Consider the following 25,968-nt stretch of genomic DNA (forward strand, 5'->3'; position numbering starts at 1 on the left):
AAAGCTGCATTCATGAGCAACAACACCGCCCTCCAGGTCGCCGTCATCGGCGGAGGCATCTTCGGCGTCTCCACGGCCGTCCACCTCGCCAGGCTCGGCGTCAAAACGACGATCATCAATGACGGCCCGCTTGCCAGGGGAGCGTCGTCGCGCTCGCTGGCCTGGCTCAATTCGGCGCGAAAGCGCTCGGCTGCCTATCACAGCCTGCGCATGGCGGGCCTCGATCGCTACCGGAAGTTGGCCGCGGCGCAGGACTGCGGCGCCTGGCTGCGCCTGGATGGTGGCCTGACCTGGGACGCCGACGATGCCGCCAACCAGATTGCGGAAATCTTTCGCCACGAACAGGCGATCGGCTACGAGACCCGCCTGCTTGCGCCCGATGACATTGCGGCCGTCACGCCGGGTATCGACGCAAGGGCGGTTTCACCACAAGGGGCGATCTTCAACGCTGGCGAAGGCTGGGTCGATCTGCCGTCGCTCATCGACCTGCTGCTGCGCGAGTTCGGCGAACGCGACGGCCGGATCATCACCGATGGCGGCGCCGCCGAGGTCATCCTGGCCAATGGCCGCGCCAGCGGCGTGAGAACAGCCTCCGGCCACGTCGTCGAAGCCGACGCCGTGGTGGTCGCGACGGGCTCGGCCGTGCCTGCCATGGCGGCGAAAGTGGGCAGGCGCATAGGCGACGGCACGACACGCGCGCTTCTCGTCATCAGCAAACCGATGCCGCACCCGCTGCGCGCCGTGCTGAACACGCCGCCTGTCGCCATCCGGCCGACGCCGAACGGCGCCTTCGCGCTCGATTCCGCCTGGTCAGAGGATGAGGTCGTCGTGCACGACGACGGCAGCTACGAGGCGAGGCCATCAACGATCGCGGGCCTGCTTGATGAAGCCTCGAAGGTTTTGGCAGGCAATCCGAAACTGGCGATGGAAAGCTTTCATATGGGTCCGAAGCCGATACCGGCGGACGGCGAACCGGTGATCGGTCAACTGACCGGCATTCCCGGCTACCATGTCATCTTCAGCCACAGTGGTGCGACGCTCGGTCTGATCGCGGGTGAATTGCTCGCTGGGGAGATCACCTGCGGCACGCCTAGCCCGCTGCTTGAGCCATTTCGCCCCGCGCGGTTCGACAGTTGATAAGCTGTTTGCCAAATACGTGCCTTTCGGCACAGATTGCGCCTCGCCGGCTCGCAGTAAGAGAAGCAATCAGACATGGACCACTTCGACCTTGGCACCTATCGCCGCCCCATCTCGACATCCTCAGCCGAGACGCAGCGCTGGTTCGATATCGGGCTGAACTGGTGTTACGGCTTCAACCACGAGGAAGGCATAAAATGCTTCGAAAAGGCGCTGGAGACCGATCCCGGCTGCGCCTTCGTGCATTGGGGCATCGCCTATGCCACCGGGCCTTTTTATAACCTGACATGGAAGGAGCATGGCAAGGCCGAGGCCGATCATGTCGCCAGGCGCTGCTTCGAGCATGTGCAGCTCGCGCAAGCCAATGCGGCGGGCGCCAGCGCTGTCGAGCAGCGGCTGATCGAGGCGCTGGCCGCGCGCTTCCAAGAGCCGCGTGGCGTGAGCCCGGCCGAGTTCGAGCAATGGGACAACGCCTACGCCGCCGCGATGCGGCAGGTTTTTCGCGAGTTTCCCGACGACCACGATGTGATGGCGCTGACGGTCGAGGCGCTGATGATGCGCACGGTGCGGCGGCTGTGGAACCTCAAGACAGGCGCGCCGGCACCGAATTCGGACGTGCTCGAGGCGCTTGAGATCTGCGAGCGCTCGATCCGGCTTTCGGACGAGGCAGGCACCGCGCCGCATCCGGCCGCCCTGCATCTCCACATCCATCTGCTCGAAATGTCGACGCAGCCGGAGCGCGGCATGCGCTCGGCGGAACGGCTGGGAACCATGTGCCCGGATGCAGGCCACATGAACCATATGCCGGGGCATATCCATGTGCTGTGCGGCGCGTATGACAAGGCAAAGCTCGCCAGCGAAAAGGCGGTGCGCGCCAACGACCTCTACCTCGCCTATGCCGGCGAGCCGACCTACTATTTGCTTGGATGCTGCCACGACCTGCATCTGATGATGTTCACCTGCATGTTCCTCGGCCAATATCAGCCGGCGATCTGGGCCGCGGACAAGGTGCGCAGCCTGGTGACGCGCGATGTGGTCAGCATCGCCGAACGGCCGAAGCTGACCCAGACGGTCGAGGGGTACCATGCGATGAAATCGCATGTGCAGGTGCGCTTCGGGCGCTGGCGCGAGATCATCGATGAGCCGATGAATGGCGAGCCCGAGCTCTATGTCTTGACGACGGCCATGCAGCATTACGCCAAGGGCGTGGCGCACGCGACGCTGCGCGAATTCGCGGCGGCGGAGCGCGAGCGCGATTTGTTTAGCCGGCAAATTGATCTCATTTCCCCCGAACGCCGCTTCCTCAGCAACCCGACGCGGGCCTCGCTTGGGGTTGGCGCCGCGCTGCTCGACGGCGAGCTCGCCTACCACCAGGGACGCCACGATGAGGCCTATGAGCATTTGCGGCGCGCGGTCGAGATCGACGACAATCTGTCCTACACCGAGCCATGGGCCTGGATGCACCCGCCGCGCCATGCGCTGGCGGCACTGTTGCTCGACCAGGGCCATGCGGCGGAGGCCGAGCAGGTCTATCGCGATGATCTCGGCTTAAGCAATGCCGTGCAGCGCTGCGCCCAGCACCCGGACAATGTCTGGGCGCTGCATGGGCTGGTCGAGTGCCTCAAGCGGCGCGGCGAGAAGGACGAATTGCCGGGACTGCAGGCCAAGCTTGCAGCGGCGGTGGCCAAGGCGGATGTGCCGATCACCTCGTCATGCCTGTGCCGAACGAGCGTAGAGCCAAACGGCCGATCAGAGGACGACTGCTGTCATTGAGGGCAATGCCAGCCAAGCCGCCTAGCTTAAGAGAATATCTCAGCCACGTCTTCGACGCTGATCCCTTCCTTGACCCTCAGCAACTCGATGTAGGTGACCGCTATGACCACAGCAGTCAGGAAAGAGCCGGCCGCAGCCTCGACCCTGCCGAACACGACGCGGGATGGAACGCCAAAAGGCAGCACCCAATGTCTTGATATCATGGTTGTCAGGAAGGACACGGCGAACGTGACGAGCCAAAACATGACCAATGACCATCGGCATCCCTTGGTGAGGTCGCGGCTACGGGCGAGGCTCTTCAGTATGCCCGGCTTCTCGCGCCCGAGCACGGGGATAGCCACGAACCAACGAACCCACACCAGAATTCCGGGAATGGCGATGAAGATCGCGCCGGCCATCAAGACAGGGAAAAACCCACATGGACCGCAACGGCGAAAGGTTCGACGCCACCGGCCGGATAGCCCGCTCTCATCCGATAGGCGAAGGTCAGCAGACCGATCAGCACTGACGGGAGAGCGAAAAAGAGAACGGCGACCGCAAGCGAGAGAACCAGATTCCGCCCAATGAACGAAGCCGTATCGCCGACTATCCCGCCCAGCCGAAATTTTCCGGCTGCGCCCGGGTTTCCTGTGCGATCGGGTCGGTCCCTTCTAACTACGAGAAGATCTCCGCCAGGTCCTCGACGCCGGTGCCTTCCTTGATCCGCAGCAATTCGATGTAGGTGACGGCCATGGCCACGGACGAAAGCACCAGGAGAGCAGCCCTGATCACGGAGTCCGCCAACAATCCGAACGTGACGTTCAAAGGGATGGCGACACGACTGATCACCAGGCTCGCCAAGACACTCACCACGATGAGGATCACCCAAAGCCCCAGCATTGGCCAACGGCTTCCCGCGGTCAGATCGCGGCTGCGTGCCATGCTGTCGAGAATGCCTCGTCTTTCCTGAATGAGGACGGGCATCGTAACCGCCCAGCGAAGCAGAACAAGAATGCCGGGTACTATCAGCAGGACAAAGCCGATTATGATGCCAAGCGTCACCAGCAACGAGGCGCCCAGAATCGGCAAAAACAATATGATCGCGACGCCGAAGCAATCCGAAAAAGTAGGCTTTTCGCCCCGCAAATCCACGATCGCGGCACGGATGAGCGATGTCTAAAGGACAGCGGTGACAACGAGATACACCACCGCGCCCAGCACCACGAGGATTGCGTGTTGGGAAACAAATGCCGAACCCGTCATGCCGGCCGCGCGGCTATTCATGTACCAAAGCCAAGCGATGAACCTTGGCAGGGCGTGGAACGCCACGCCCAGGCCAAGGCACAAGGCCAGATTGCGGCCGATCACCGCGAAGCTGTCATTGAATACCCGGCCGATTCGAAATCGGTCGCTACTGTTCGTAATCGACGCCATGATCGCCCTACCGCCCTATTCTTACGAGAAGATTTCGGCCAATTGGTCGATGCTGGCGCCTTCCTTGACCTGGCGCAATTCGACATAGGTCACCGCGATCGCCACCGAAAAGACGGTTGAGAAGATGCTGGAGACAAGGCTGCTCCCAACAGCTCCGACCACCGCTCCGGCGGAGGAGATACCACCGGCCGATGCGACCGTGAGTCCGAACAGCAAAGAGAAACCGAGCTGGATGACCATCGCTACTATGCCGATGGCCAGGAACAGTCCGAAAACCGACCAGCGACTGCCCTTGGTCAACGCCCTGCTGCGCGAGATCGAACCGAATACGCCCTGCCTCTCTTGGACCACGACTGGTATCGCGACCGAAATGCTGAGCACCCAGATCGCGGCGGCGATGAAGATCGCAAGTCCTACAAGCCAACCCAGCAAGGGGATGAGCGAGCCGAGGAGAGCCATTACGCCGCCGGCCAGCGCCATTGCGAAAACGGCGATGATACCGATCCCAAGCGCCGGAAAGAAACTGCGCAGCGCCATCTGTATGCAGTCGCCGATCGCCGGGCGCTTGCCGTTCAGGTCCTCGACCGTCGCCCGAACCAGCGCTGCCTGCGCGAGAAACGCCAGCACGAAAATCACCAGTCCAGCAATCAGCGAAATGACGCCGTAGCTTGCCAGCGCTGAGCGCTCCATGCCGGCAACACCGCCTGCTCCAAGGCCAGCGATCCGGCTGAAGTTCCAATAGTTGTAGATCAATGCCGGCAGTGTCGTAAAAAGACCGACGATTGCGATCAACGGACCGAAACTGCGGCCGATGACCGAGAACGTGTTGCTGAACACCCGACCGATCCGGAATTTCTCCGACCTATCGCTTGCGATCGATGCCATCCTATATTCCCCCCTGCTAATGAATAGCCGAAATTGGAAAGTATAAATCACCTAGATTGATACTTACGATCAGGTGAATCTGCAACCGTCGGCGCGGCCACCGAACCACAGGTTGCAGCTAAACCCATCCGACAAGGGCTGGCTATGTTTGCCAGCCCGGATCATTTCGCAAGCGTGTGCTTACGAGAATATTTTCGCCAGTTCGTCGATGCTGGCACCTTCCTTCGCCTGGCGCAGTTCGACATAGCTGACCGCCGTGGCGATCGACAGCACCATCGAAACAACCGTCTGCACGAGCGCGGCTCCGATCTCGGCAATGATGCCGCCGAACATTGCAAGCACGAGCAGCATTCCCCATTGAATGATCATCGCGATGATGAACAGAATGAGGAACAGGCCAAACAGTGACCAGCGGCTGCCCTTGGTCAAGACCCGGCTGCGCGACATCGAGCCGAACACACCCTGCCGCTCCTGGATGAGCACGGGCACCGCCATTGACCAGCCAAGCCAAAGGATGACGCCGGGCACGATCAGGGCAATGGCGGCGAGACCCGCGCCGATGCCGACCAGCAGGCCGACCGCAAGCGTCGGCAACAGGAAGCGAAGCGCGATCTGAATGCAGTCCCCGAAGGACGGCCGCTTGCCGTTGAGGTCTTCGATGGTTGCCCGCACCAGCGCCGATTGCAGCAGCAGCGCGCACACGAACGAAATCAGGCCGGCGACGATGGTTATGTAAGAATTGCGAAACATGGCACTTGGATCGGCCACGGTGGCCGGATCCTGATGTAGCATCCTGTCGATCTGCGGCTGGGTCAAGAGCCGGATAATCAGTGACGGCAGCCCGGCGAACAGCGCAGCAAGCCCCACACAAAGCCCGATGTTCCGGCCAATCACCTCGAAGGTGTTGCTGAACACCCTGCCGATCTCGAATCTGCCGGGTCGTCCCAATGTCGCAGTTGTCATGATAATTCCCCCCGAGTCGCCATCGTATCAAATTGGCGATTTCAAAGTAAATTTGCCAAGTTTGAAGGGTCGCGTCCAGTGCGCTTGCAATTATCCTAGCATGTTGCCAGTGTCGGCGCCGAACCGCAGGTTGCAGGGGGACGCGCGGGTGGCAGCCGCAGGGACGGAAGAGGCCGGACGGCTGGCGCAGTTGCACAAGCAGCTGCTCAGCGATGATTCGATCCAGTTTACCCTGCCCGGCTACGTGCGGACCGAGCCGCCGGAATGGCTGAAGCCGCTGCTGGACGGCCTCGGCAAGCTCGGCCCCTATATGATCTATATGTTCTGGGCCGCCGTCATCGGCGCCGCCGCGATCATCATCCTCCTGCTCGCGCTTGAAGCCAAGGGCGTCGCCTGGCAACTGCCATGGTGGCGCAAACACAAGCAGGCCGAGGCGAAGGAGGAATGGCGCCCGGACGCCGAGGCTGCGCAGATCCTGCTCTCCGAGGCCGATGCGCTCGCCGCGCGCGGCGAATATGACGAGGCGGTCCATCTGCTCTTGCGCCGCAGCGTCGCTGATATCTCCAGCCGCCTGCCCGATTTCCTGCGTCCGTCGCTCACCGCGCGCGACATCTCCGCCGCCAATTCGATCCCGAGCCGGCCCCGCGTGGCCTTCAGCGAAATCGCGCGCATCGTCGAGGCCGCGCTGTTTGCCCGTCGCCCGGTCGGCGTCGAGGGCTGGCGGCAGGCGCGCGGCGCTTATGAGCGCTTCGCCTTCCGGGAGGGCTGGGCATGAGCGCGCAACCGGCCGAGGCGGCACAGGAGCCGTTCAGCCGCAGAACGCTGTTCTGGGGCATTTTCGCCAGTCTGCTGGCGGCGGCCGGGTTTTTCCTGCTGTCGACTTACGCGCCCGATTTCCGCCAGCCCGAAGGCGGCCCGACGCCGCTTTCCAAGGGCGGGACCGGTTATGCCGGGCTTGTCGAATGGCTGAAGCTCACCAACGGGCAGGCGCCGCCGATGGAGCGCGGCGAGAAGGACCTGGAGTCCCCGCTGGCATCGACATTCCTGCTGGTCGTCACCATCGCGCCGAGCAGCGATCCGGCCGCGCTCGAGCAGATCGTCAAGCTGCGCTCGGGCAAGGACACGCTCTTCGTGCTGCCGAAATGGCAGACCTTTCCTCTGTTCGGTCATGAAGGTTGGGAGGAAAAGGTCGAGCGGCTGCCCAACAGCACCGTCAATGAGTGGCTCGGCCGCATCGCCAAGGCGAAGCTCGGCGAAGCAAAGAGCACCGTCTCGCAGATCAATATCGCCGGCCGTATGGTGGCTGCGCCGGACGAACTGCAATGGGTGCCGGATAATCATCCGTTGATCGCGGCGGGCGACGGCCGGGCTATCCTCACCGAGCTTGACGACGAGCCGTTCTATGTCCTGACCGATCCCGATTTCATCAACAACGCGGCTTTGGGTGATGAGCAGAAGGCGGCCGCAGCACTCGACATGATCGCCATGCTGGAACCCGGCAAAGGCGCGGTGATGTTCGACCTCAGCCTGCACGGCATCGGCCAGAGCTACGATCTGGCCAAGCTGCTGATCGAACCACCTTTCCTGGCGCTGACATTGTCGGTGCTGATCGCGGCCGCCCTTGCCTTCCTGCATGGGCTCGGCCGTTTCGGGCCGCCACGTGCCGAGGGGCGCGCTATCGCGTTCGGCAAGCGCGCGCTGGTCGACACCACGGCGATGCTTCTGAAGCGCGCCGGGCGGCTCGACGGTCTCGGCGACCGCTACGCGGCGCTGATGCGTCAGCGCGCCGGCGCCCTGCTCGGCGCGCCGCAGGGGCTGCAAAGCGAGGCGCTCGACCGCTGGCTCGATTCCGCGACAAGGGCGAGACGCACGGCTTCACGCAACGCTACAAAGCGGTGAACGATTCCAACAATTTGGCCGCAATGCATGAAGCAGCCGAACAGCTGCATGACTGGACGGCAAGGAGGCTTGGTGAACGTCGATGAAGTGAAAGCCCTGGCGAATGCGATCAGGGAAGAGGTGGCCAAAGCGATCACCGGGCAACGTGACACGGTCGACCTGATGCTGACGGCGCTGTTTGCCGGCGGCCATATCCTGCTCGAAGGACCGCCGGGCACCGCCAAGACCATGACCGCGCGCTGCTTCGCGCAGGCGCTCGGCGTCCTCTACGGGCGCATCCAGTTCACGCCCGACCTGATGCCTGGCGACATCGTCGGCTCCAACATCTACAATTTCCAGACCGGGCAGTTCACGCTGACGCACGGCCCGATCTTCTGCGACCTGTTGCTGGCCGACGAAATCAATCGCACGCCGCCGAAGACGCAGGCCGCGCTGCTTGAAGCCATGCAGGAGCATGCCGTCACCTTCGACGGCACGACGCACGCGCTCGGCCAGAATTTCATGGTGGTGGCGACGCAGAACCCGATCGAGCACCAGGGCGTCTATCCGCTGCCCGAGGCGCAGCTCGACCGTTTCCTGTTCAAGCACCGGGTGAGCTATCCCGACCTCAAGGAGGAACGCGCCATCATCGTCAACCATGGCGGCGGCTCGGCCTCGCACGACATCGAGCAATATGGCATCAAGGCGCGGACCGACCGCGAGACGCTGCAAGCCGCCTTGGCCACGGTCGGCGAGGTCACGCTGGTCGACAATGTCGTCGGCTATATCGCCGCCCTGGTGCGCGGCACACGCGAAAGCCCGGACCTCGAGGTCGGCGCCAGCCCGCGCGCGGGCGCCATGCTGGCGCGCGCCGCGCGCGCCCGGGCAGCACTCGACGGGCGCAACTATGTCATCCCCGACGACGTCAAGGCGTTGGCCGTGCCGGCGCTGCGCCACCGCGTCGTGCTTTCGCCGGCCGCGCAGATCGACGGAAGGCTGGTCGAGCAGATCGTCTCCGATCTCGTCGACCAGACGGAAGCGCCGCGTTGATCTATCCGAGCGGGCGAGCAGTGTGGGCAGCGGCGGCGGGGGCGATCCCCGCCTTCCTGATCGCGCTCGTGCTGCCGCAGGTCTGGTATCTCGGCCTGTTGTGGATCTGCGTGCTGCTGGCTTTCCTGGCGGTCGATGCCGCGGCCGGGCGCGGCCGCGCTTCGCTGAACGCGACGCTGACGGCGCCACCGGTCGTCGGCGTCGGCGGGCGCTTCACCCTGCACATCGCGGCTGGCGTCGGCGCGAAGCTGCGGCGCCTGCAGGCGCGCGTCGGCCATGACCAGCGGCTGGAGCCGGTCAAGAGCACGGGCGGTGCGCTGCCGGCCAATGGCGGCACGCTCGACCTCGAATTCGATGCGGTGAGACGCGGCATCGCCAGCTTCGACCGGCTGTGGCTGCGCTGGCAGGGACCGTTCGGGCTGGTCTGGAGTCAGGCCGTGTTGCCGGTCGAACGCAAGGTGGCGGTGCTGCCCAATGTCAACAGCGCCCGCGACGAGGCGATCACGCTGCTGCAGCGCTCGACCCTTGCCGACGGCCACGCGCAGAAGCGCGCCGGGCAGGGTCGCGAATTCGAATCGCTGAAGGACTACCAGCCCGGCATGGGCCGGCGCATGATCGACTGGAAGCGCAGCGCCCGCCACGGCAAGCTGCTCGCACGCGAATTCCGCATCGAGGAGAACAACAACATCGTTCTGGCCATCGATAGCGGCCGCCTGATGTGCGAGCCGGTCGACGGCGTGCCGAAGGTCGACCGCGCGGTGACGGCGGCACTTCTGTCGGCCTTCATTGCGCTCAAGAGCGGCGACCTTGTCAGCCTGTTTTCCTTCGACGCCAGGCCGCGCGTCTCGAGCGGCGCGGTGCGCGGCTCGCCAAGCTTCACCATGATCCAGAAGCGCGCCGCCGAGATCGACTATTCGACCGAGGAGACCAATTTCACCCTGGCGCTGACGACGCTGTCGGCGAAGCTCGACCGGCGCTCGCTGGTGATCGTCTTCACCGATTTCGTCGACCCGATCAGCGCCGAACTGATGCTGCGCACCGTCGGCCGGCTGACCGAACGGCATCTGGTGCTGTTCATGCTGATGCGGGATGTCGAGCTGGAGACCCTGGCAGACATGGCGCCGGCCGCACCCGAGGACGTCGCCCGCTCGGTCACCGCGGGCGATCTGCTCCGGCAGCGACAAGTGGTGATCGGCAGGCTGCGGCTTCTTGGCGCACATGTCATCGAGGCCGACCACCAGCGGCTCGGCCCGGCGCTCGTCGAACGCTATATCCAGCTCAAGGAGGAGGACCTCTTATGACGCTGTCTGTCGGCACCGATGCGGTGCGCCAGTCGCTGGCAAGCTTCCGCAAGGAACGCGAGGCCGACTGGAAGGCGTTCGAGGCGTTGCTGGCGCGCGTCGAGAAACGCGCGCCGCGCGCGCTTTCGGAAGACGAATTGCTGTCGCTGCCCCTGCTCTACCGCTCGGCGCTGTCATCGCTGTCGGTGGCGCGCGCGACCTCGCTCGACAACGCGCTGATCGCCTACCTGGAGGCGCTGTGCCTGCGCGGCTACTTCTATCTCTACGGCGCGCGGCGAACCATGCGGTCGCGCATCGGCGACTTCTTCCTGCGCGACTGGCCGGGCGCGATCCGCGACCTGTGGCGCGAGGTCTGGACATCGGTCGGGCTCACCGTCATCGGCGCCATAGCCGGCTATTGGCTGGTCGCCTCCGACAAGCGCTGGTACGACGCCATCATCCCGCCAAGCCTCGCCGGCGGCCGTAATCCGGACTCCTCGGCCGAGATGCTTCGCGGCGTGCTTTACGGCGGCGACCACCACTTTTTGTCGGGCTTTGCAGCGCTTCTTTTCACCCACAACACGCAGGTGTCGATCCTGGCTTTCGCCCTGGGCTTCGCCTTTGCCGTGCCCAGCGTGCTGATCATCCTGATGAATGGCTGCATGCTCGGCGCGATTTTCCAGATCTATGCCGCCAAGGGGCTGGGCTTCGAGCTCGGCGGCTGGCTGTCCATCCACGGGACGACGGAACTGTTCGCCATCGCCATCGCCGGCGCGGCCGGCATGCGCATCGGCACGCGCATTGCCTTCCCCGGCGAATTGACGCGCATGGCGGCCGCGGCGCAGGCCGGGCGCGTGGCGGCGATCGCCATGGTCGGCGTAACGATCATGCTTCTGTTTGCCGGCCTGCTCGAAGGCATCGGCCGCCAGACGATCACCAGCGACATCGCCCGCTATGCGATCGGCGGCGGCATGCTGGCACTCTGGATCTGTTATTTCTACCTGTTGCGGATGGTGCGGCATGGCGAAGGCTAAGCCCGCGAAGGCCAAGGATCCGGCAGCGCTGATCCGCCCGCTGGTCACGCCCGAAGGCGTCGACCTGCGCGTCAAGCTGGCGGATGCCGGCACACGCGCTTCGGGCTTCCTGCTCGACGTGGTCATCATCGTCATCGCGGCCGTGGTCGTCTCGCTGGTCATAATCTTCGGCCTGGCCGGACTTGGCCTCCAGGACGCACAGCCGCTGTTCATCGTCTGGATCATCTTCATGTTCTTCCTGCGCAACGTCTATTTCATCGCCTTCGAGGCGGGCCGACGGGCCGCGACGCCCGGCAAGCGCATGGTCGGCATACGGGTGGCGTCGCGCAGTGGCGCCGGCCTCACCATCGATCAGGTCATCGCGCGCAACCTGATGCGCGAGATCGAAGTGTTCCTGCCGCTGTCGATCATCGCGGCCAGGGGCAGCGCCGGCTTCGCCGACACGCTGTCGACCGTCTTCGGCCTGATATGGGCGCTGCTGTTTTCGCTGTTCCCGCTCTTCAACCGCGACCGGCTCAGGATCGGCGACCTGCTCGCCGGCACCTGGGTGGTCGAGGCGCCGAAAGTGGCGCTGGTCGAGGATCTTTCGCAGCGCAAGGACCCGTTCGCGGCCCGCTTCCAGTTCAGCGCCGCGCAGCTGGATGCCTACGGCATCGCCGAGCTGCAGAAGCTCGAGGAAGTGCTGCGCCGCGACGACTATCACGCGCTGAAGGCGGTGGCGGAAACGATCAGCCGCAAGATCAACGCCAGGGTCGAGCCGATCGATTCAAAGGCGTTCCTCACCGCTTATTACGGAGAGTTGCGCGCGCATCTGGAACGCAAGCTGCTGCTAGGGAATCGCAAGGCGGATAAATACGCGCGGTAGACGCTCAGGTTGAAGGTCTGGGAAATATGGCTTCGACTGAATTTGTTATTACAGGGGAACAGTATGAAGATCTACTTCGCCATTTAGTTGAATCAGGCTCAAAAATTGGATACGATTTTCTGGATAAGAATAATATTATTTATCTTACAATTGATACCATAACAAACGTAACCGCCAAACAAAACGCCTCCATGGCTTTAAAACACCCCTCATTTGCAACCGACGAACCAGAGATAGTTATTTATAAAAATGGCAACATCGCTTGGCATCAATTCAAGGAATTGCATGGAGATGGTCACCTTAAGATAACCTCAAGAAAGTTCTCAGCGGTAGCGTATCCATATTTCTACGTTTTGATTGGTTACACCTCCTTTTTCGTCAAAAAGAATGGAGTGCACATACAGGCGCCCAGGAATCTTATTGACATCTATAAAACGGCGGTGCGATCCATTAAGTCACACTGCAACAAGGAATTAATCGGGGATACTAGAATCATATATGTATCGAGGGCCATAGTAGACAACGACGCTAACTGGCTTTCCGCTGTCAGAACCCAATTTGGGATTTGAGAGAGCGCTATTCGAGCATCGGCCGAGAGCCAGCTTGCCGTCGTCCGGTGAACGTTTTGTCCCATCCCGTCCATCTCCGACACCAACAGGTCCACTGTCGACGCAAACAGGGCGTTCTGGCCCGTGACATCCAACCGGATCGAGGCCATAACCCCACCCGTATTTGATTAAACGCATGTCTTGTCCCGAAACCGGTTCCCACTTTCGGGAGGCATGCTTTGAGATGGTGATTTATGCCAAGCATAGACGACCTCGATACGCCGGCGATCCTGATCGATGCGGCTCGCGCCGAAGCCAATATCAAAAAGGCGCAGGCGCATGCCGATGCGCATGGACTGAAGCTTAGGCCGCACATCAAGACGCACAAGCTGCCCTACTGGGCAAAGAAGCAGGTGGCGGCGGGCGCGGTCGGCATCACCTGCCAGAAGATCGGCGAGGCAGAAGTGATGGCCGATGCCGGCTTGAGCGACATTTTCCTGCCCTACAACATCCTTGGCCGCGCCAAGCTGGAACGGCTGAAGGCGCTGCATGGCCGCGTCACGCTGTCGGTGACCGTGGACAGCCACGAGACGCTGGAAGGCCTTGCCGCCACCTTTACCGATGCCGGCCATCCGCTGTCCGTGCTGGTCGAATGCGATACCGGCATGGGCCGCTGCGGCGTGCAGGGCCTGACGGAAGCCCTGGCGCTGGCGAAGGTGATCGACCGGGCCCAGGGCCTCGCCTTCGGCGGCCTGATGACCTATCCGGCGGCCGGCCGCGCCGCCGAGGCCGAAGCATGGCTCAAAAGCGCGCGCGACGCGCTTGCCGCGGCGGGGCTGGCATGCGCGCGCATCTCCAGCGGCGGCACGCCGGATATGTGGCGTTCGGGCGAAGACAGGGTCGTCACCGAATACCGGCCGGGCACCTATATCTATATGGACCGCTACCAGGTCGCCAAAGGCGTCGGCACGCTGGACGACTGCGCGCTGACGGTGTTTGCCACGGTGGTCAGCCATCCGACGGCCACCCGCGCCATCCTCGACAGCGGCAGCAAGGCGCTGTCCTCCGACACGCTCGGATTGCCCGAGTTCGGCGAGTTGCTTGGCCTGCCCGGCGCCCGCGTCACGGGCTTGAGCGAAGAGCACGGCACCGTGACGCTCTCGGATGGCGCCGCCTTGCGCATCGGAGAACGCGTGCGGGTCGTTCCCGATCATTGCTGCGTGGTGACGAACCTTTTCGACCAGGTGCATCTGATCGAAGGCGACAAGGTGCTGGAAACGCTGCCGGTGGCAGCGCGTGGCCGGATGGGATAGGCCTATTGCCGCTCCGCCTGCCGCGCCGCGACCCTGCGCATTGCGGTCACGCGACGGCGGAAAATTTCCGTGCGCATCGCCATCAGGTGCAGCGCGAAGAACAGCACGGTGAAGCCCAGAGCCATCACGGCGAGCGGCCACAGCATCGACGGGTCTATGGTTGGCCCACCGAGCCGGAAGATCGATGCCGGCTGGTGCAGCGTGTTCCACCAGTCGACCGAGAATTTTATGATCGGGATGTTGATGAAGCCGACCAGCGTGATGATGGCCGCGGCCCAGGCGGAGCGGCCGGCATCGTCCAGCGCGCGGGTCAGCGCGATGATGCCGAGATACATCAGGAAAAGCACGAAGACCGAGGTCAGCCGCGCGTCCCACACCCACCAGGTGCCCCACATCGGCTTGCCCCAGATCGATCCGGTGATCAGCGCAAGTGCCGTAAAGGTGGCGCCGATGGGGGCGGCCGATTTCAGCGCGACATCGGCCAGCGGATGGCGCCAGACCAGCGTGCCCAGCGCCGAGATCGCCATGATCGTGTAGCACATCATGGCGAGCCAGGCGAAAGGCACGTGGATATACATGATGCGCACCGTGATGCCCTGCTGGAAATCCTCAGGCGCTGTGAAGCTCATATAAAGGCCGACGACGAGCAGGATCGCGGCTATTCCGGCCAGCCATGGAATGACCTTGTCGGCCAGCCCGACGAAACGGGTCGGGTTGGCGAGATCGGTCCAGCCGGCAAGGCGTGAAGTGGTATCGCTCATGCGGACCTAAATAGACCGGCAACAAGTCCGGGGCAATCGGGGGAGTGTCGCACTCTTTCCCTCTCCCCTTGTGGGAGAAGGGAAAGCTGGTGCCGTTACGCCGCTTCGGTGACCGGGCGGCTGAGGCGGCGGACCTCTTCGTCGTTGAGCAGGCCGCCGGCGCGCAGCAAGCTGGCGAAGCGGCCGTTGCGCAGCGACAGTTCCGTGAAGCCGCCCATCTCGACCACCCTGCCCTTGTCCATGAAGACGACCAGATCGGCGTCGCGGACCGTGGTCAGGCGGTGGGCGATGATGAAGGTGGTGCGGTTGCGGCGCAGCTCGTCGATCGCTTCCTTGACGCGATCCTCGGTCTCGACGTCGAGCGCGCTGGTCGCCTCGTCGAGCACCAGGATCGGCGCGTCCTTGAGAACCGCGCGGGCGATGGCGATGCGCTGGCGCTCGCCACCGGAAAGCTGGCCGCCGCGCTCGCCGACGACGGTGTCGTAGCCGCCGCTCTTGGAGAGGATGAAGTCCTGCGCGGCCGCGGCGTTGGCGGCAGCGTGGATCTCGTCATAGCTCGCATCGGCGCGGCCAACGCGGATGTTGTCCTCGATCGAGCGGTTGAGTAGGCCGGCGTCCTGGAAGACGGTGGCGATCGAATGACGCAGCGACTTGCGGGTCACCGTCTTGGTGTCGATACCATCGATCAGGATACGACCGCTGGACGGCGTGAAGACGCGCTGCAAGACGTTGATCAGCGTCGTCTTGCCGGCGCCGGTCGGGCCGACGATGGCGACCGTCTGGCCAGCCTGGACCTCGAAGGACACATTCTCGATGCCATGGCCGGAATTGGCGAACTCGAAGCTGACGTCCTCGAAGCGGATATGGCCGGTGACATTGGTCAGCTCGCGCAGGCCGTCCGGCTCGGCAGTATCGGCGGCCGAGTCCTCAAGACGATAGAAGTCCTCCAGCTTGGCGCGCGCCTCGGAAATCTGGCTGGTGAAGGCCGACATCTGGTCGAGACGGGCAATCAGCATTCCGGCAAAGCCGGTGAAGGCGACGACATCGCCGACGCGGAGCTCGCCGCGGGTGACGAGATAAGCGCCGATCGACAGCACGATCATCATCGAGATGGTCGACGACAGGCGGTTCAGCGCGTTGGCGATCGCCCACCAGTCGAGCACGGGGTTCTGCGCGTCGAGCAGGTCCTTGACGTAACGCTTCAGCGCCGCGGTCTCATGGCCGATGCGATTGTAGCTCTGCAGCACGGCGACGTTGCTGACCGAGTCGGTCACATGGGCAAAGACGGTGTGGTAATGGCGTTCGACGGCGGTCTGCCCCGACTTGGTGCGGCGCATGACGATACGGCCGATGCCGACGTACAGCACGCCGAGGCCAAGCAGCACGACGGACATGCGGATGTCCATGGCAAGCGCGGTCGGCACCAGCAGCACCAGCGCGATGGCCGTCGACAGATGCACGCGCATGAATTCGAGCCACAGGCTGAACAGGGTCTCGATGGCGCGCAGCAGCGTATGCAGCGAATTGGAAGTGCCGCGCTGGTGATGCCAGGCGAGCGGCATGGTGATGACGCGTTCGAAGGACTGGCAAAGCACTTCCGAACGACGGGCATGGGCGAAGCGGTCGGCGCCGCGCGCCACCAGCACGAAGGCTATGACGTTGAAGATGCCGAGAGTTGCCCAGACGGCAAGCGTCGAAAACACCGGGCCTTTTTCGGAAATAGCGCCGATGACCCGACCCAACAGGATCGGCTCGAGGATTGCGATCGCAGCGAGCGCGACATTTGCGCCGCAGATCAGCGCGACGCGCTTCTTGTCCGCAGCCAGATAACTCAGCGCTCGTAAGTAGACTTGCAGAAGTGACACTTCAGCTACTCCGCCAAACTCTTGTCTGTGCTCAATGCCGGTATTGTGCACCGCACCATTTTTTGACACGTATCGGTTAACGTGTCGCGAAACAATGCCCCATCTATCCCTTGCGTTCCCATTTAGCGAACAAAAGATGACGACGGTACGAAATCTGACGTGATCACCTAACGGTTTGAGATAAAAGGTGAAATGTCAGCCTTGCGGCAAAATAATGGCAGCTGCCTCGCACTGCCACATTTTTAATCACCGCCTGCTTGGTTAGCTGACCCTAAAAGACCGGGCTGGATGCTTGGCCGGCTTGCAGCCAAGTAAAACGCAAGGCTTTGCCGCGCACCCCGAAGGATGCGCGGCCAACAGCCCAAGCTTCTGATATTATGCGGGAATCCTGACGACAACCTCGGTCTTGTCGCCGGCTTTTGGCTCGAAGGACGTCGATTTTTTCTTCGAACCATTGACTTCGAGCGAGATCGACTTGGTCTTTTTGTCGCGGATGACACGAACCTTGATCTCGCCGTCGAACATCTTGAGCGTGGCGGCGTAACCGTCCCAGTGCCCGGGCAGCTTGGGCCTAAACGTGATCTCCTTGCCGCGCCGCTCGATGCCGAGGATGCCTTCCACCGCCGCGCGGTAGAGCCAGCCGGCCGAGCCCGTGTACCACGTCCAGCCGCCACGGCCGCCCTTGCCTTCGCCCGCATAGATGTCGGCGGCCACCACGTAGGGCTCGACGCGATAGTGCTCGGTCGCCGCCTCGTCGGAAGCGTGGTTGACCGGATTCAGCATCGAGAAGCAGCGATAGGCCTCGTCTGTGCGGCCCATCTCGGCCAGCGCGATGACGAACCAGGTGGCGGCATGGGTGTACTGGCCGCCATTCTCGCGCACGCCCGGCGGGTAGCTCTTGATGTAGCCCGGGTCCTTCGCGCTCTTGGAGAAGGGCGGCGTGAACAGCTTGACGATCTGGAGCTCGTCGTCGACCAGCATTTCGGTCGCCTGTTGCATGGCGGTGGTCGAGCGGGCCGGATCCCCTTCGCCCGACAGCACGCTCCAGGATTGCGCGATGGAGTCGATCTTGCACTCGTCGGAGGTGTGCGAGCCGAGCGGTGCGCCGTCGTCATAGCTGCCGCGCCGATACCACTGGCCGTCCCAGGCCGTGCTTTCCAGCGCCCGCTTGAGCGCCTCGGCATGCTTGGCCCAGGCCTGCGCGCGCTTGGCGTCGCCCTGGCCTTTGGCGACCGGCGCGAAGTCGATGAGCGTCTTGAGCAGGAACCAGCCCAGCCAGACGCTCTCGCCCTTGCCGCCTTCGCCGACCCGGTTCATGCCGTCGTTCCAGTCGCCGCCGAGGATCAGCGGCAGGCCGGCCGGGCTGCTGCGCTTGATCGCGAGATCGAGCGCTCGCGCGCAATGGTCGTAGAGCGAGGCGGTGGTCTTGGTGATCTCCGGCGTGAAGAAGGCGTCGTGCTCGTCCTCGCCGAGCTGCTGCCCGTCGATGAACGGGATCTGCTCCTTGAGGATCGCGGCGTCGCCGGTCACCTCGATGTAGCGGGCGGTAGCGTGGGCCAGCCACACCACGTCGTCGGAGATCATGGTGCGCACGCCGGCATCGGTGCGCGGCAGCCACCAATGCTGCACATCGCCTTCGGGGAACTGCCGGCGCGCGGCGTTGAGGATCTGGTCATGCGCCAGCTTCGGGTCATGCGCCAGAAGGGCGAGCGTGTCCTGCAACTGGTCGCGGAAGCCGAAGGCCCCGCTCGCCTGATAGAAGGCCGAGCGTGCACGGATACGGCAGGCAAGGCTCTGGTAAGGCAGCCAATGGTTGACCATGGCGTTGAGCCCCTTGTCGGGCGTCTCGACCTGGATCGTGTCGAGGAAGCCGCGCCAGGCCTTTTCATTGTCGGCCAGCCGCCGGTCGAAGTCCTTGCCGCGATGCGTCTGCACCAAGGCGCTTGCCTCGGCCGGCGTCGCCGCGTCGCCAAGCAGCCAGAGCAGCGTGACGTCGCCACCCGCCGGGATCTCGACATCGCTGGCGACCACGGCGCACGGGTCGTCGCCTGCCTCGATACGGCCCGAGAGCGCGAGCCCGCCGAGCACGGCCTGCGGATATTCCGTCGTGCCGTGCCTGCCGATGAACTCGGAGCGATCGGCGGTCACCGAATGCACGGGATGGGCCGCAGCCAGGAAAGCCACGCGCTCGCCGAAGTCGAGACCGTATGGATTTTGCGCCAGAAGCGCGCCGGTTGCCGCGTCGCGCGACGGCACGATGGTCGCCGCGGTGCGCGAACGGTGGCCGCCCAGCACCCATTCGGCATAGGCATAGACGCGCAGCCTCACCGGCACGGAGCCGCTGTTCTGGATGCGCAGCCGGGTGACTTTCACCGGGTCGGTGGCATCGACCACCTGGGTCAGGTCCATCGACAAAGGACCGCGCTTCGAGCGGAACGTCGAAAAGCCCTGGCCGTGCCAGGTCTCGTAGGTCATCGAAGGATCGCGGACCGTTGCCGCCATCGGCGAGAACGCCTTGCCGCTGGCCTGGTCGAAAATATAGAAGCCCTCGCCCGGCCGGTTCGACACCGGGTCGTTCGACCATGGCGTCAGCTGGTAATCGCGGCTGTTGCGGCTCCAGGTGAAGCCGGCGCCCTCGGCCGAGACGTGGAAGCCGAAGGAAGCGTTGGCGATGACGTTGATCCATGGCTGCGGCGTCGAGCGCCGGCCGGTCAGCCGCGTCACATAATGGCGACCGTCGCCGTCGAAGCCGCCAAAGCCGTTCCACAGGCTGAGGCCGCCGCCGTCGGCGGCCACGTCCTGTCCGCCTTGGCTTGCCGGGACCGGCAAGGGCAGCGGCGGTGTCGCCTCGCGCGGCGCGCCGCCTTCGGTCTGCGCAAGCGCGTCGCGCGCCTGGAGCGCCGCCGTATCGGCGCGTTCAAGCTGGTCGAAGATCGTGCCGTTGCGGGTGTGCAGTACGACGCGCGCGACCGACAGCAGGGTCTTGTAGGTCGGCTCGTCCATCAGGTCGCGGCGCACCGCGAAGATGTGCTGGCGGGGCCCGAGTTCGCGACCGCGTAGCCGGCTGTTCTCGCACAGCGTCTCCACCGCGCGCTGCAGGTCCTGCACGTAGGAAGACGCCTGCTCGTTGACGACGACGAAGTCGATCATCATACCGCGAGCACGCATATACTCCTGGAAGCGCAACGCCTGGGCGACGATCTCGAGATCGGCGACATCGCCGATGCGCACGAGGAAGATCGGGAAATCGCCCGAAATGCTGGTCGGCCACAGGCTCGACTGACGGCCGAGGCCCGATGCGATGGACTCCGCCGGCAGGCGCAGGAACGGATCGGGATAGATCAGATAGCGCGCCAGCTTCTGGACATTGGCCGCGTCGGTGAGGCTCAAGCCCAGATGGCGCGTCTGCACCTGGCTGCGCGTCCAGGCAAGCATAGCCTGGCGGGCAAAGCTCTCCTGATGGTCGAGGCGAGCGATCGCCTCGTCGAGTTCCTCACGGTTGGCGCCGACGGCCGTCCAGAAGGTCAGCGAGATCTTCTTGTTGGCCGGCACGCGCACCTGGCGGCGCAAAGCGGCGACCGGGTCAAGCGTGAAGCCTTGGTTGCCGGGCAACCTGACGCCGGGGTCGAAAGCGACGGCATCGGCAATGGTGCGGCCACGGCCGATAAAGGCGCGCCGATCGGTCTCGGCCTCGGCATCGCGCGAAGGGCCCGCCGGGTCAGTCACGAAATGCACCATCGTGATGTCGGGCTCGTTCTTGTCGCGCTTGCGTCTGGTGGCGAAGATCGCACCATTGTTCGCGGCGATCTCGGTCTCGACGAACATTTTCGAGAACGCCGGATGGGCGTTGTCGGAGACCTCGTTGCCAAGCACCAGTTCGGCAAAGGACGTCACCTCGATATACCGGTCGGTGGCGCTGTCATTGTAGAGCGTGATGCGGCGGCCTTCGCCATTGCCTTCGGAGATCACAATGCATTCGACTTCCGAACGCAGCGAGCCGACCGTCTTGGTGAAGCTTGCCTTGTCGTCGCCGAACAGCGTCTGGACGCGCTCGCCCTCGGCGCGCTTCGGTTCGGCGGTGGCCGACCACCAGTCGCCCGTCGCGGTGTCGCGCAGGAAGATGTAGGAGCCGAGCCGGTCCTCGCTCGGATCCGGCTGCCAGCGGGTGACGGCAAGCTCGCCGAAGCGGCTGTAGCCGGAGCCGGTCGCTGTCACCATGACCGAATAGCGGCCGTTGGACATGACGTTGGTGGCGCGCAGCGCTCTGATCGGATCGAGGACGACGCGGCTGTCCGGGCTCTCGGTCTCGGTCTCGTCCTTTTCGCGCTCGTCGGCTTCTGTCCTGACGGTGGCGGTCGGGATGTCGCGCGGCGCCTTCTCCTGCAAGAGGAGCTCGGCGGATTCGATCACCGGGTCACTGTGGAAGCGCTCGCGCAGCCGGCCCTCGAAAATGGCATCGGCGACCGCGGCGATCGACATGCCGGAATGATGCGCCATGTAGTTCTGCACCACGGCGTGGTCGGTGCCTTCCGGCACGCGCTGCGGCGTGAAGTCGACCGCATCGTAGAAGCCATGACGGCCGAGCGCCCCGATCGAGCGCAGCCGCTGCAGGTTCTGCACCGCCTCGCGCGGGCTGAACTGCGCGGCCAGGATCGTCGCATAGGGCGCGATCACGGTGTTCTGGCCAAGGCCGCGCTTCAAGCCTAGGCCGGGCACGCCGAAATTGGTGTACTGGTAGGTAAGCTCGCGGTCGCGGGCGTTGTAGGCCGCTTCCGAAATGCCCCAAGGCACGTTCTTCGAGCGCGCATACTGGATCTGGCGCTTGATGATGAGCTTGCTGGTCTGGTTGAGGATAGAGCCTTGCGGCTCCTTCATCACCAGCGGCGGCATCAGATACTCGAACATCGAGCCCGACCAGGACATCAGCGCGCCCTGGAAGCCGATCTCGACGATCGGGCGCCCGAGGCGGAACCAATGCTCGGTCGGCAGGTCGCCCTTGGCGATGGCGAACAGGCTGGTAAGACGCGCTTCCGAGGCGAGCAGGTCGTAGCAGCTCTCGTCGAGCTGGCGGTCCTCGACCCGGTAACCGATCGACAGAAGTTTGCGCTCCTGGCGCATCAGGAAGGAGAAATCCATCTCGAAGGCATAGCGGCGGCAGCGCTCGCGCAGCGCGAGCAGCTTGGCGCGCAGCGCCGAGACCGCACTCTCGTCATTGTGCGAATCGTGCACATGGGCTTCGCAGGTCGCCTCCAGCCGTCCCGACCAGTCGGCGATGACGTCGCTCTTGGGCGATGCTGCCTCTGAGTGGATGGCGGTGGCGAGCTTGCGGATCTCGCCCGCCAGCACGGCAAGATTGATGGTGCGGATCGACGCCATCTCGGGCTGCGCCTTGATGGTCGCCACGGCGCGGCGCATGCCGTCGAGGCGATCGGCGAGCCGCTGGCGCAGTGGCCTGAGCTGCCGGCGGTCGTCCGGCAGTTCGTCCAGGCTTTCGTCGAGGATGGTAACGGTGTCGATGATGCCTTCGAAGTCGCCCTGCAGATGGACGGAGGGCGCTTCGGCCCATTCGGCGCAGGAGGCCGCGACGGCGACGAGATGGCCGGCGAGATTGCCGCTGTCGACCGCCGAAATATAAAGCGGATAGAGCGGCTTCAGCGTCGTCGTGTCATACCAGTTGTAGAGATGGCCACGGTCGCGCGGCATGTTCTCGATCGTCGTCATCGTGGCGTCGATGCGGGTGATGGCGTCGGACAGGCTGATCCAGCCGAAATCGCGCGCCGATACCACCGAAAGCAGATAGACGCCGATATTGGTCGGCGAGGTGCGCGGCGCCACCACCGGCGCCGGGCTTTCCTGGAAATTGTCCGGCGGCAGATGGTGCTGCTCGGGCGTCACGAAGGTCTCGAAATAATGCCAGGTGCGGCGCGCCACGGTGCGCAGTGCGTGGATGTCGGCGGCCGAGATGCGCAGCCTGTCCTCGGTCTCGGCCGAGCGGCTGATCCAGCAGGCGACCGCCGGCGAGCCGATCCAGAAGATCGCGAAGAAGAAGGCGACGAAAGCGCCGGTCGAATCGGCCAGCACCGGAATGGCGAGGCCGACGACGCCGATGATCACGGCGCCATACATCATGCCGTAATAGGCGGCGAGATCGTTGCCGCCCTTGGCGGCCTGCGAGGCGGTGCGCCATTCCAGCAGGTTCTGGCGGCTGACGAAAAGCCGGTAGATGGTGCGCACGATGGCATCGCCCATCATCCAGGCGAGATGCGCCATCAAGAGCACCTTCAGCGCCACGAGCGCCGTGCCGAAGACGGTGTCGCGGGCCAGGGCGGAGAAATGGCCGCGCGGCGTCTGGTCGCCGCTCTTGGGCAGGATGCCGTTCACGATATCGAAGGTCGGCGCCATGAACAGGCTGAGGATCATCAGCGCCTGCCACTGCGCGGCCTGGGTGAACGGCAAAAGCGTCCAGCCGGCGATACAGGCCATCACCCAGAAGATCGGGGTAACCGAGCGGCGAAGATTGTCGACCATCTTCCAGCGCGACAGCGCCGGAACGGCTGAGCGCGGATCGAAAATGAAGCCGAGCAGCTGCCAGTCGCCGCGCGCCCAGCGATGATGGCGCGAGGCATCGACCGAGTAGCGGGTCGGATAGTCCTCGACCAGCTCGACATCGGTGACCAGGGCCGCATGCGCCAACGCGCCTTCGAGCAAATCATGGCTGAGAATGGTGTTTTCGTCGATGCGGTCCTTGAGCGCCGCCTCGAAGGCGTCGACATGGTAGAGTCCCTTGCCGGTGAAGGAGCCGTCGCCGAAGACGTCCTGATAGAGGTCCGACACGGCGAAGACGTAAGGGTCGAGGCCGCGATTGGCGGAGAAGACGCGCTGGAAGAACGAAGCGTCGTCGCCGCTGGTGAGCGACGCGGTGATGCGCGGCTGCAGGATCGTGTAACCGGCGGTGACGACACGCTTCACCGGATCGAAATGCGGGCGGTTGAGCGGATGCGCCAGCTTGCCTACCAGGCTCGAAACCGCGTCGCGGGTGGTGCGCGTGTCGGCGTCCAGCGTCATCACATAGACGACCTTTTCCGGCAGCGGCACCTCGAGCGGCAGGAAGGTGGTATCGCTGTCGCCGCGCAGCAGAAGGTTCAGCTCATGCAGCTTGCCGCGCTTGCGCTCCCAGCCCATCCAGCAGCCCTGCGCCTGATTGTAGAGGCGGCGGCGATGCAGGATGTAGAAGTACGGCGCGCCTTGCGACGGGTAGCGGGCGTTGAGCCTGGCAATCTCGTCGCGGGCATATTGCAGGATCTCGATGTCGGCCGCGTCGATCTCGGTCTTGGAATCCGGCCAGTCGGATAGAAGCGCGAAGTGTATCTCTGCGGCCGTGTTGGCGAGGTGATGCACCTCGATGTTGCGGATGTTTTCCTCGACATCGTCGCGCGAGCCGATCAGCGAGGGCACCACGACCAGGGTGCGCGCCTCATCCGGGATGCCATTCTTGTTGAAATCGTAGCCGACAAGCCGGGTGGGTTTCAGGAACAACGCCACGACAGTGTTGAAGAAGGCCAGCGCGCCTTCGCTGGCCGGCACTGCAAACAGCGCCAGCATCAGCGTGATCGACTCGACCGACAGGCCAAGATTGCCAAGCGCCCGTCCGGCGAGGAAGAGCAGCAGCACCGTCAGCAGGAAGACAGGCACGACGATACCCAGCCATCCGGTGGCGGCAAAAGCGCGCTTGAAGGTAACGTAGAAGGGCGGGCGGTAGCCGATCGCCTTTTCCAGTTCCGGCCGGCGCGGGCCGATCAGGAAGAAGCCCACATCGGTGTGCACGGCAGGATCAGCGGTCTCCGGCACGCCGGACGCATCGGTGATGCCGGGGAGATGACCGGCGAGTTCGATCGCCTTTTCGGCAACGCGATATTCGGAAAGATCCGAACGCCGCGCCATCTGTTCGATCGCGGTGCGGTACTGGTCGCGCGAAAAGAAATCGAGCGCGGCGAAATCGGTCTTGTTACGCAGCAATGCGTCCGTGCGGCTGACACCTTCGAACCAGACCGTCCAATCGATGTCGTTGATGAGGCGCAGGCCACGGATGATATTGCCGGTGGTGACGTTGCCGCTCGACAGCGTCTGATGCTCGGAGATGATGATCTCCTCGGCGTCGGAGCCGGTCTTTTCGAGCTCGCCCTCCAGCCATTCCAGCGCCCGGCCGGCATTCTGCGAGCCGTCGCGCAGGCGATAGAGCAGTTGGGTGGCGAAAGTCGTGTCCTGCGCATGCGCGCTGAAATTCGACAGGATCCTGGTGCGGTCGGCATTGTCGTCGGTCGCCAGCACCTTGTCGGCGACGTCGTTGGCGATATGGCGCATCTGCCTGGTGCGCTCGACGCGCACGGCGATACGGCGCAGGTTCTCGATCAACACGAAGCGCAGCAGCGAAGGGAGCGCCCACAGCTCGCCGATCTTCATCGGTTCGACCGACTGGAAGCCTTCGACGATGGCCTTGAACATGTTAGCCGAGACCGAGCTGTCGGAATGCTCGACATAGCTCCAGGCAACGACAAAGGCGCGCGGCAGGACGGTGCCGTCGCCAAGCGTCAATGTCGGCAGTTGCCGGTAGAAACGGCGCGGCAGATCGCGCTTGACCTGGAAGATGGTCTCCTCGACCAGATAATTGTTGTCGAGCAGCCATTGCGCGGCCGGCGTGATGGTCTCGCCCTTGGCCTGAGCGGCATTGGTCGAGCGGTAGACTTCGAGGATCTTCTTGGCGCTGTCGCGGATGCGGGCCTGGAATTCGAACGGCGCTAGCCCGAACAGGTCCTTGACCTCGCCCTTGGCAAGCGCAACGCCCAAGGCGCGCAGCCTGTCTTCAGGCAGGAAATTGAGCGTATCGGTGCTTCCGTAGTTCCCGGGAAGCTGGTGCTCGACTGTTCGATCTTGGCGGGGTTCGTCTGAATGTTCATTGAAAATTCCGTAAGCGGGGCGCAATGCGGCGTCACCGCCACGGCAATGTCCCTAAAACCGGTTCAATTGCAATTGGTTGCATGACAGGTCGGCCGAAAGTTTGTTCTGCGCACCATGACAGGGGCATGCCCTTTCGACAGTTCGTGGGCGAACGCCCCTCGCTCTCCGCCCCGGTTGGATCAGGGCAAGGATTCGGGCTTTTTCGTGATACATGCAAGGGGCCGGGCGATATTTCGCCCGCGCCGCGA

Annotated in this window: 18 protein-coding genes; 10 read left to right on the plus strand and 8 right to left on the minus strand. The window is 63.9% G+C overall.

Annotated elements, in window-relative coordinates:
* The first annotated feature begins 12 nt into the window (after positions 1–12).
* Both ACVDG8_RS02665 and ACVDG8_RS02670 read left to right on the plus strand, forming a co-directional pair.
* Complete coding sequence (locus ACVDG8_RS02665) at positions 13–1,137, plus strand: NAD(P)/FAD-dependent oxidoreductase (RefSeq protein WP_447253297.1); 1,125 nt, start codon at positions 13–15, stop codon at positions 1,135–1,137.
* 75 nt (positions 1,138–1,212) lie between these two features.
* On the plus strand, positions 1,213–2,910 hold the full coding sequence (locus tag ACVDG8_RS02670; RefSeq protein ID WP_447253298.1) for a tetratricopeptide repeat protein: 1,698 nt from the start codon (positions 1,213–1,215) through the stop codon (positions 2,908–2,910).
* A gap of 26 nt (positions 2,911–2,936) precedes the next feature.
* Here the strand turns inward: ACVDG8_RS02670 and ACVDG8_RS02675 are convergent, their stop codons facing one another.
* The 5 genes from ACVDG8_RS02675 to ACVDG8_RS02695 form a co-directional block, all read right to left on the minus strand.
* Positions 2,937–3,308, minus strand: a complete 372-nt coding sequence (locus tag ACVDG8_RS02675; protein ID WP_447253299.1) for a hypothetical protein — start codon at positions 3,306–3,308, stop codon at positions 2,937–2,939.
* A gap of 256 nt (positions 3,309–3,564) precedes the next feature.
* Complete coding sequence (locus tag ACVDG8_RS02680) at positions 3,565–4,041, minus strand: hypothetical protein (protein WP_447253300.1); 477 nt, start codon at positions 4,039–4,041, stop codon at positions 3,565–3,567.
* 24 nt (positions 4,042–4,065) lie between these two features.
* Positions 4,066–4,323, minus strand: coding sequence for a hypothetical protein (locus tag ACVDG8_RS02685; RefSeq protein ID WP_447253301.1), 258 nt, complete (start codon positions 4,321–4,323; stop codon positions 4,066–4,068).
* A gap of 21 nt (positions 4,324–4,344) precedes the next feature.
* Entirely contained in the window at positions 4,345–5,208 is an 864-nt protein-coding gene (locus ACVDG8_RS02690; RefSeq protein ID WP_447253302.1) for a hypothetical protein, read from the minus strand.
* A gap of 180 nt (positions 5,209–5,388) precedes the next feature.
* Complete coding sequence (locus ACVDG8_RS02695; protein WP_447253303.1) at positions 5,389–6,171, minus strand: hypothetical protein; 783 nt, start codon at positions 6,169–6,171, stop codon at positions 5,389–5,391.
* A 148-nt stretch (positions 6,172–6,319) separates the two neighbouring features.
* On the opposite strand from ACVDG8_RS02695, the gene ACVDG8_RS02700 reads away from it, so the two are divergent.
* The 8 genes from ACVDG8_RS02700 (at position 6,320) to ACVDG8_RS02735 (ending at position 14,139) form a co-directional block, all read left to right on the plus strand.
* Positions 6,320–6,946, plus strand: a complete 627-nt coding sequence (locus tag ACVDG8_RS02700) for a DUF4129 domain-containing protein (RefSeq protein ID WP_447253304.1) — start codon at positions 6,320–6,322, stop codon at positions 6,944–6,946.
* Entirely contained in the window at positions 6,943–8,070 is a 1,128-nt protein-coding gene (locus tag ACVDG8_RS02705) for a DUF4350 domain-containing protein (protein WP_455707518.1), read from the plus strand. Before ACVDG8_RS02700 ends, ACVDG8_RS02705 begins: the two co-directional genes overlap by 4 nt.
* Positions 8,071–8,142: 72 nt before the next feature.
* The gene (locus ACVDG8_RS02710; protein WP_447253306.1) at positions 8,143–9,099 is read left to right on the plus strand and encodes an AAA family ATPase; all 957 of its coding nucleotides are present in this window, start codon (positions 8,143–8,145) and stop codon (positions 9,097–9,099) included.
* A complete protein-coding gene (locus ACVDG8_RS02715; protein ID WP_447253307.1) occupies positions 9,096–10,400 on the plus strand; it encodes a DUF58 domain-containing protein in 1,305 nt (434 codons plus the stop codon). Before ACVDG8_RS02710 ends, ACVDG8_RS02715 begins: the two co-directional genes overlap by 4 nt.
* On the plus strand, positions 10,397–11,413 hold the full coding sequence (locus tag ACVDG8_RS02720) for a stage II sporulation protein M (protein ID WP_447253308.1): 1,017 nt from the start codon (positions 10,397–10,399) through the stop codon (positions 11,411–11,413). The genes ACVDG8_RS02715 and ACVDG8_RS02720 overlap by 4 nt, the downstream gene beginning before the upstream one ends.
* Positions 11,400–12,278 (plus strand): RDD family protein, encoded by an 879-nt coding sequence (locus ACVDG8_RS02725; protein ID WP_447253309.1) that lies wholly within the window; start codon positions 11,400–11,402, stop codon positions 12,276–12,278. Before ACVDG8_RS02720 ends, ACVDG8_RS02725 begins: the two co-directional genes overlap by 14 nt.
* A 26-nt stretch (positions 12,279–12,304) precedes the next feature.
* Positions 12,305–12,847 (plus strand): hypothetical protein, encoded by a 543-nt coding sequence (locus ACVDG8_RS02730; protein ID WP_447253310.1) that lies wholly within the window; start codon positions 12,305–12,307, stop codon positions 12,845–12,847.
* A gap of 233 nt (positions 12,848–13,080) precedes the next feature.
* Positions 13,081–14,139: a D-TA family PLP-dependent enzyme gene (locus ACVDG8_RS02735; protein ID WP_447253311.1), complete on the plus strand. Its 1,059-nt coding sequence runs from the start codon at positions 13,081–13,083 to the stop codon at positions 14,137–14,139.
* A gap of 2 nt (positions 14,140–14,141) precedes the next feature.
* Here ACVDG8_RS02735 and ACVDG8_RS02740 read toward each other — a convergent pair whose 3' ends face one another.
* The 3 genes from ACVDG8_RS02740 to ACVDG8_RS02750 form a co-directional block, all read right to left on the minus strand.
* Positions 14,142–14,900: a heme ABC transporter permease gene (locus tag ACVDG8_RS02740; protein ID WP_447253312.1), complete on the minus strand. Its 759-nt coding sequence runs from the start codon at positions 14,898–14,900 to the stop codon at positions 14,142–14,144.
* A gap of 95 nt (positions 14,901–14,995) precedes the next feature.
* Entirely contained in the window at positions 14,996–16,765 is a 1,770-nt protein-coding gene (locus ACVDG8_RS02745) for a glucan ABC transporter ATP-binding protein/ permease (protein WP_447253313.1), read from the minus strand.
* Between the two features lie 375 nt (positions 16,766–17,140).
* Positions 17,141–25,726 carry a GH36-type glycosyl hydrolase domain-containing protein gene (locus ACVDG8_RS02750; RefSeq protein ID WP_455707884.1) on the minus strand — a complete coding sequence of 2,862 codons (8,586 nt, stop codon included), beginning with the start codon at positions 25,724–25,726 and terminating at the stop codon, positions 17,141–17,143.
* Between the last annotated feature and the right edge of the window lie 242 nt (positions 25,727–25,968).

The sequence above is a fragment of the Mesorhizobium sp. ORM8.1 genome, from assembly GCF_053005525.2.

What these genes read in the sequence shown, in the direction of transcription:
- ACVDG8_RS02665 (WP_447253297.1), top strand. Translation starts at nt 13, where the DNA reads ATGAGCAACAACACCGCCCTCCAGGTCGCCGTCATCGGCGGAGGCATC.
- ACVDG8_RS02670 (WP_447253298.1), top strand. Translation starts at nt 1,213, where the DNA reads ATGGACCACTTCGACCTTGGCACCTATCGCCGCCCCATCTCGACATCC.
- ACVDG8_RS02675 (WP_447253299.1), bottom strand. Translation starts at nt 3,308, where the DNA reads ATGGCCGGCGCGATCTTCATCGCCATTCCCGGAATTCTGGTGTGGGTT.
- ACVDG8_RS02685 (WP_447253301.1), bottom strand. Translation starts at nt 4,323, where the DNA reads ATGGCGTCGATTACGAACAGTAGCGACCGATTTCGAATCGGCCGGGTA.
- ACVDG8_RS02690 (WP_447253302.1), bottom strand. Translation starts at nt 5,208, where the DNA reads ATGGCATCGATCGCAAGCGATAGGTCGGAGAAATTCCGGATCGGTCGG.
- ACVDG8_RS02695 (WP_447253303.1), bottom strand. Translation starts at nt 6,171, where the DNA reads ATGACAACTGCGACATTGGGACGACCCGGCAGATTCGAGATCGGCAGG.
- ACVDG8_RS02705 (WP_455707518.1), top strand. Translation starts at nt 6,943, where the DNA reads ATGAGCGCGCAACCGGCCGAGGCGGCACAGGAGCCGTTCAGCCGCAGA.
- ACVDG8_RS02720 (WP_447253308.1), top strand. Translation starts at nt 10,397, where the DNA reads ATGACGCTGTCTGTCGGCACCGATGCGGTGCGCCAGTCGCTGGCAAGC.
- ACVDG8_RS02725 (WP_447253309.1), top strand. Translation starts at nt 11,400, where the DNA reads ATGGCGAAGGCTAAGCCCGCGAAGGCCAAGGATCCGGCAGCGCTGATC.
- ACVDG8_RS02730 (WP_447253310.1), top strand. Translation starts at nt 12,305, where the DNA reads ATGGCTTCGACTGAATTTGTTATTACAGGGGAACAGTATGAAGATCTA.
- ACVDG8_RS02735 (WP_447253311.1), top strand. Translation starts at nt 13,081, where the DNA reads ATGCCAAGCATAGACGACCTCGATACGCCGGCGATCCTGATCGATGCG.
- ACVDG8_RS02740 (WP_447253312.1), bottom strand. Translation starts at nt 14,900, where the DNA reads ATGAGCGATACCACTTCACGCCTTGCCGGCTGGACCGATCTCGCCAAC.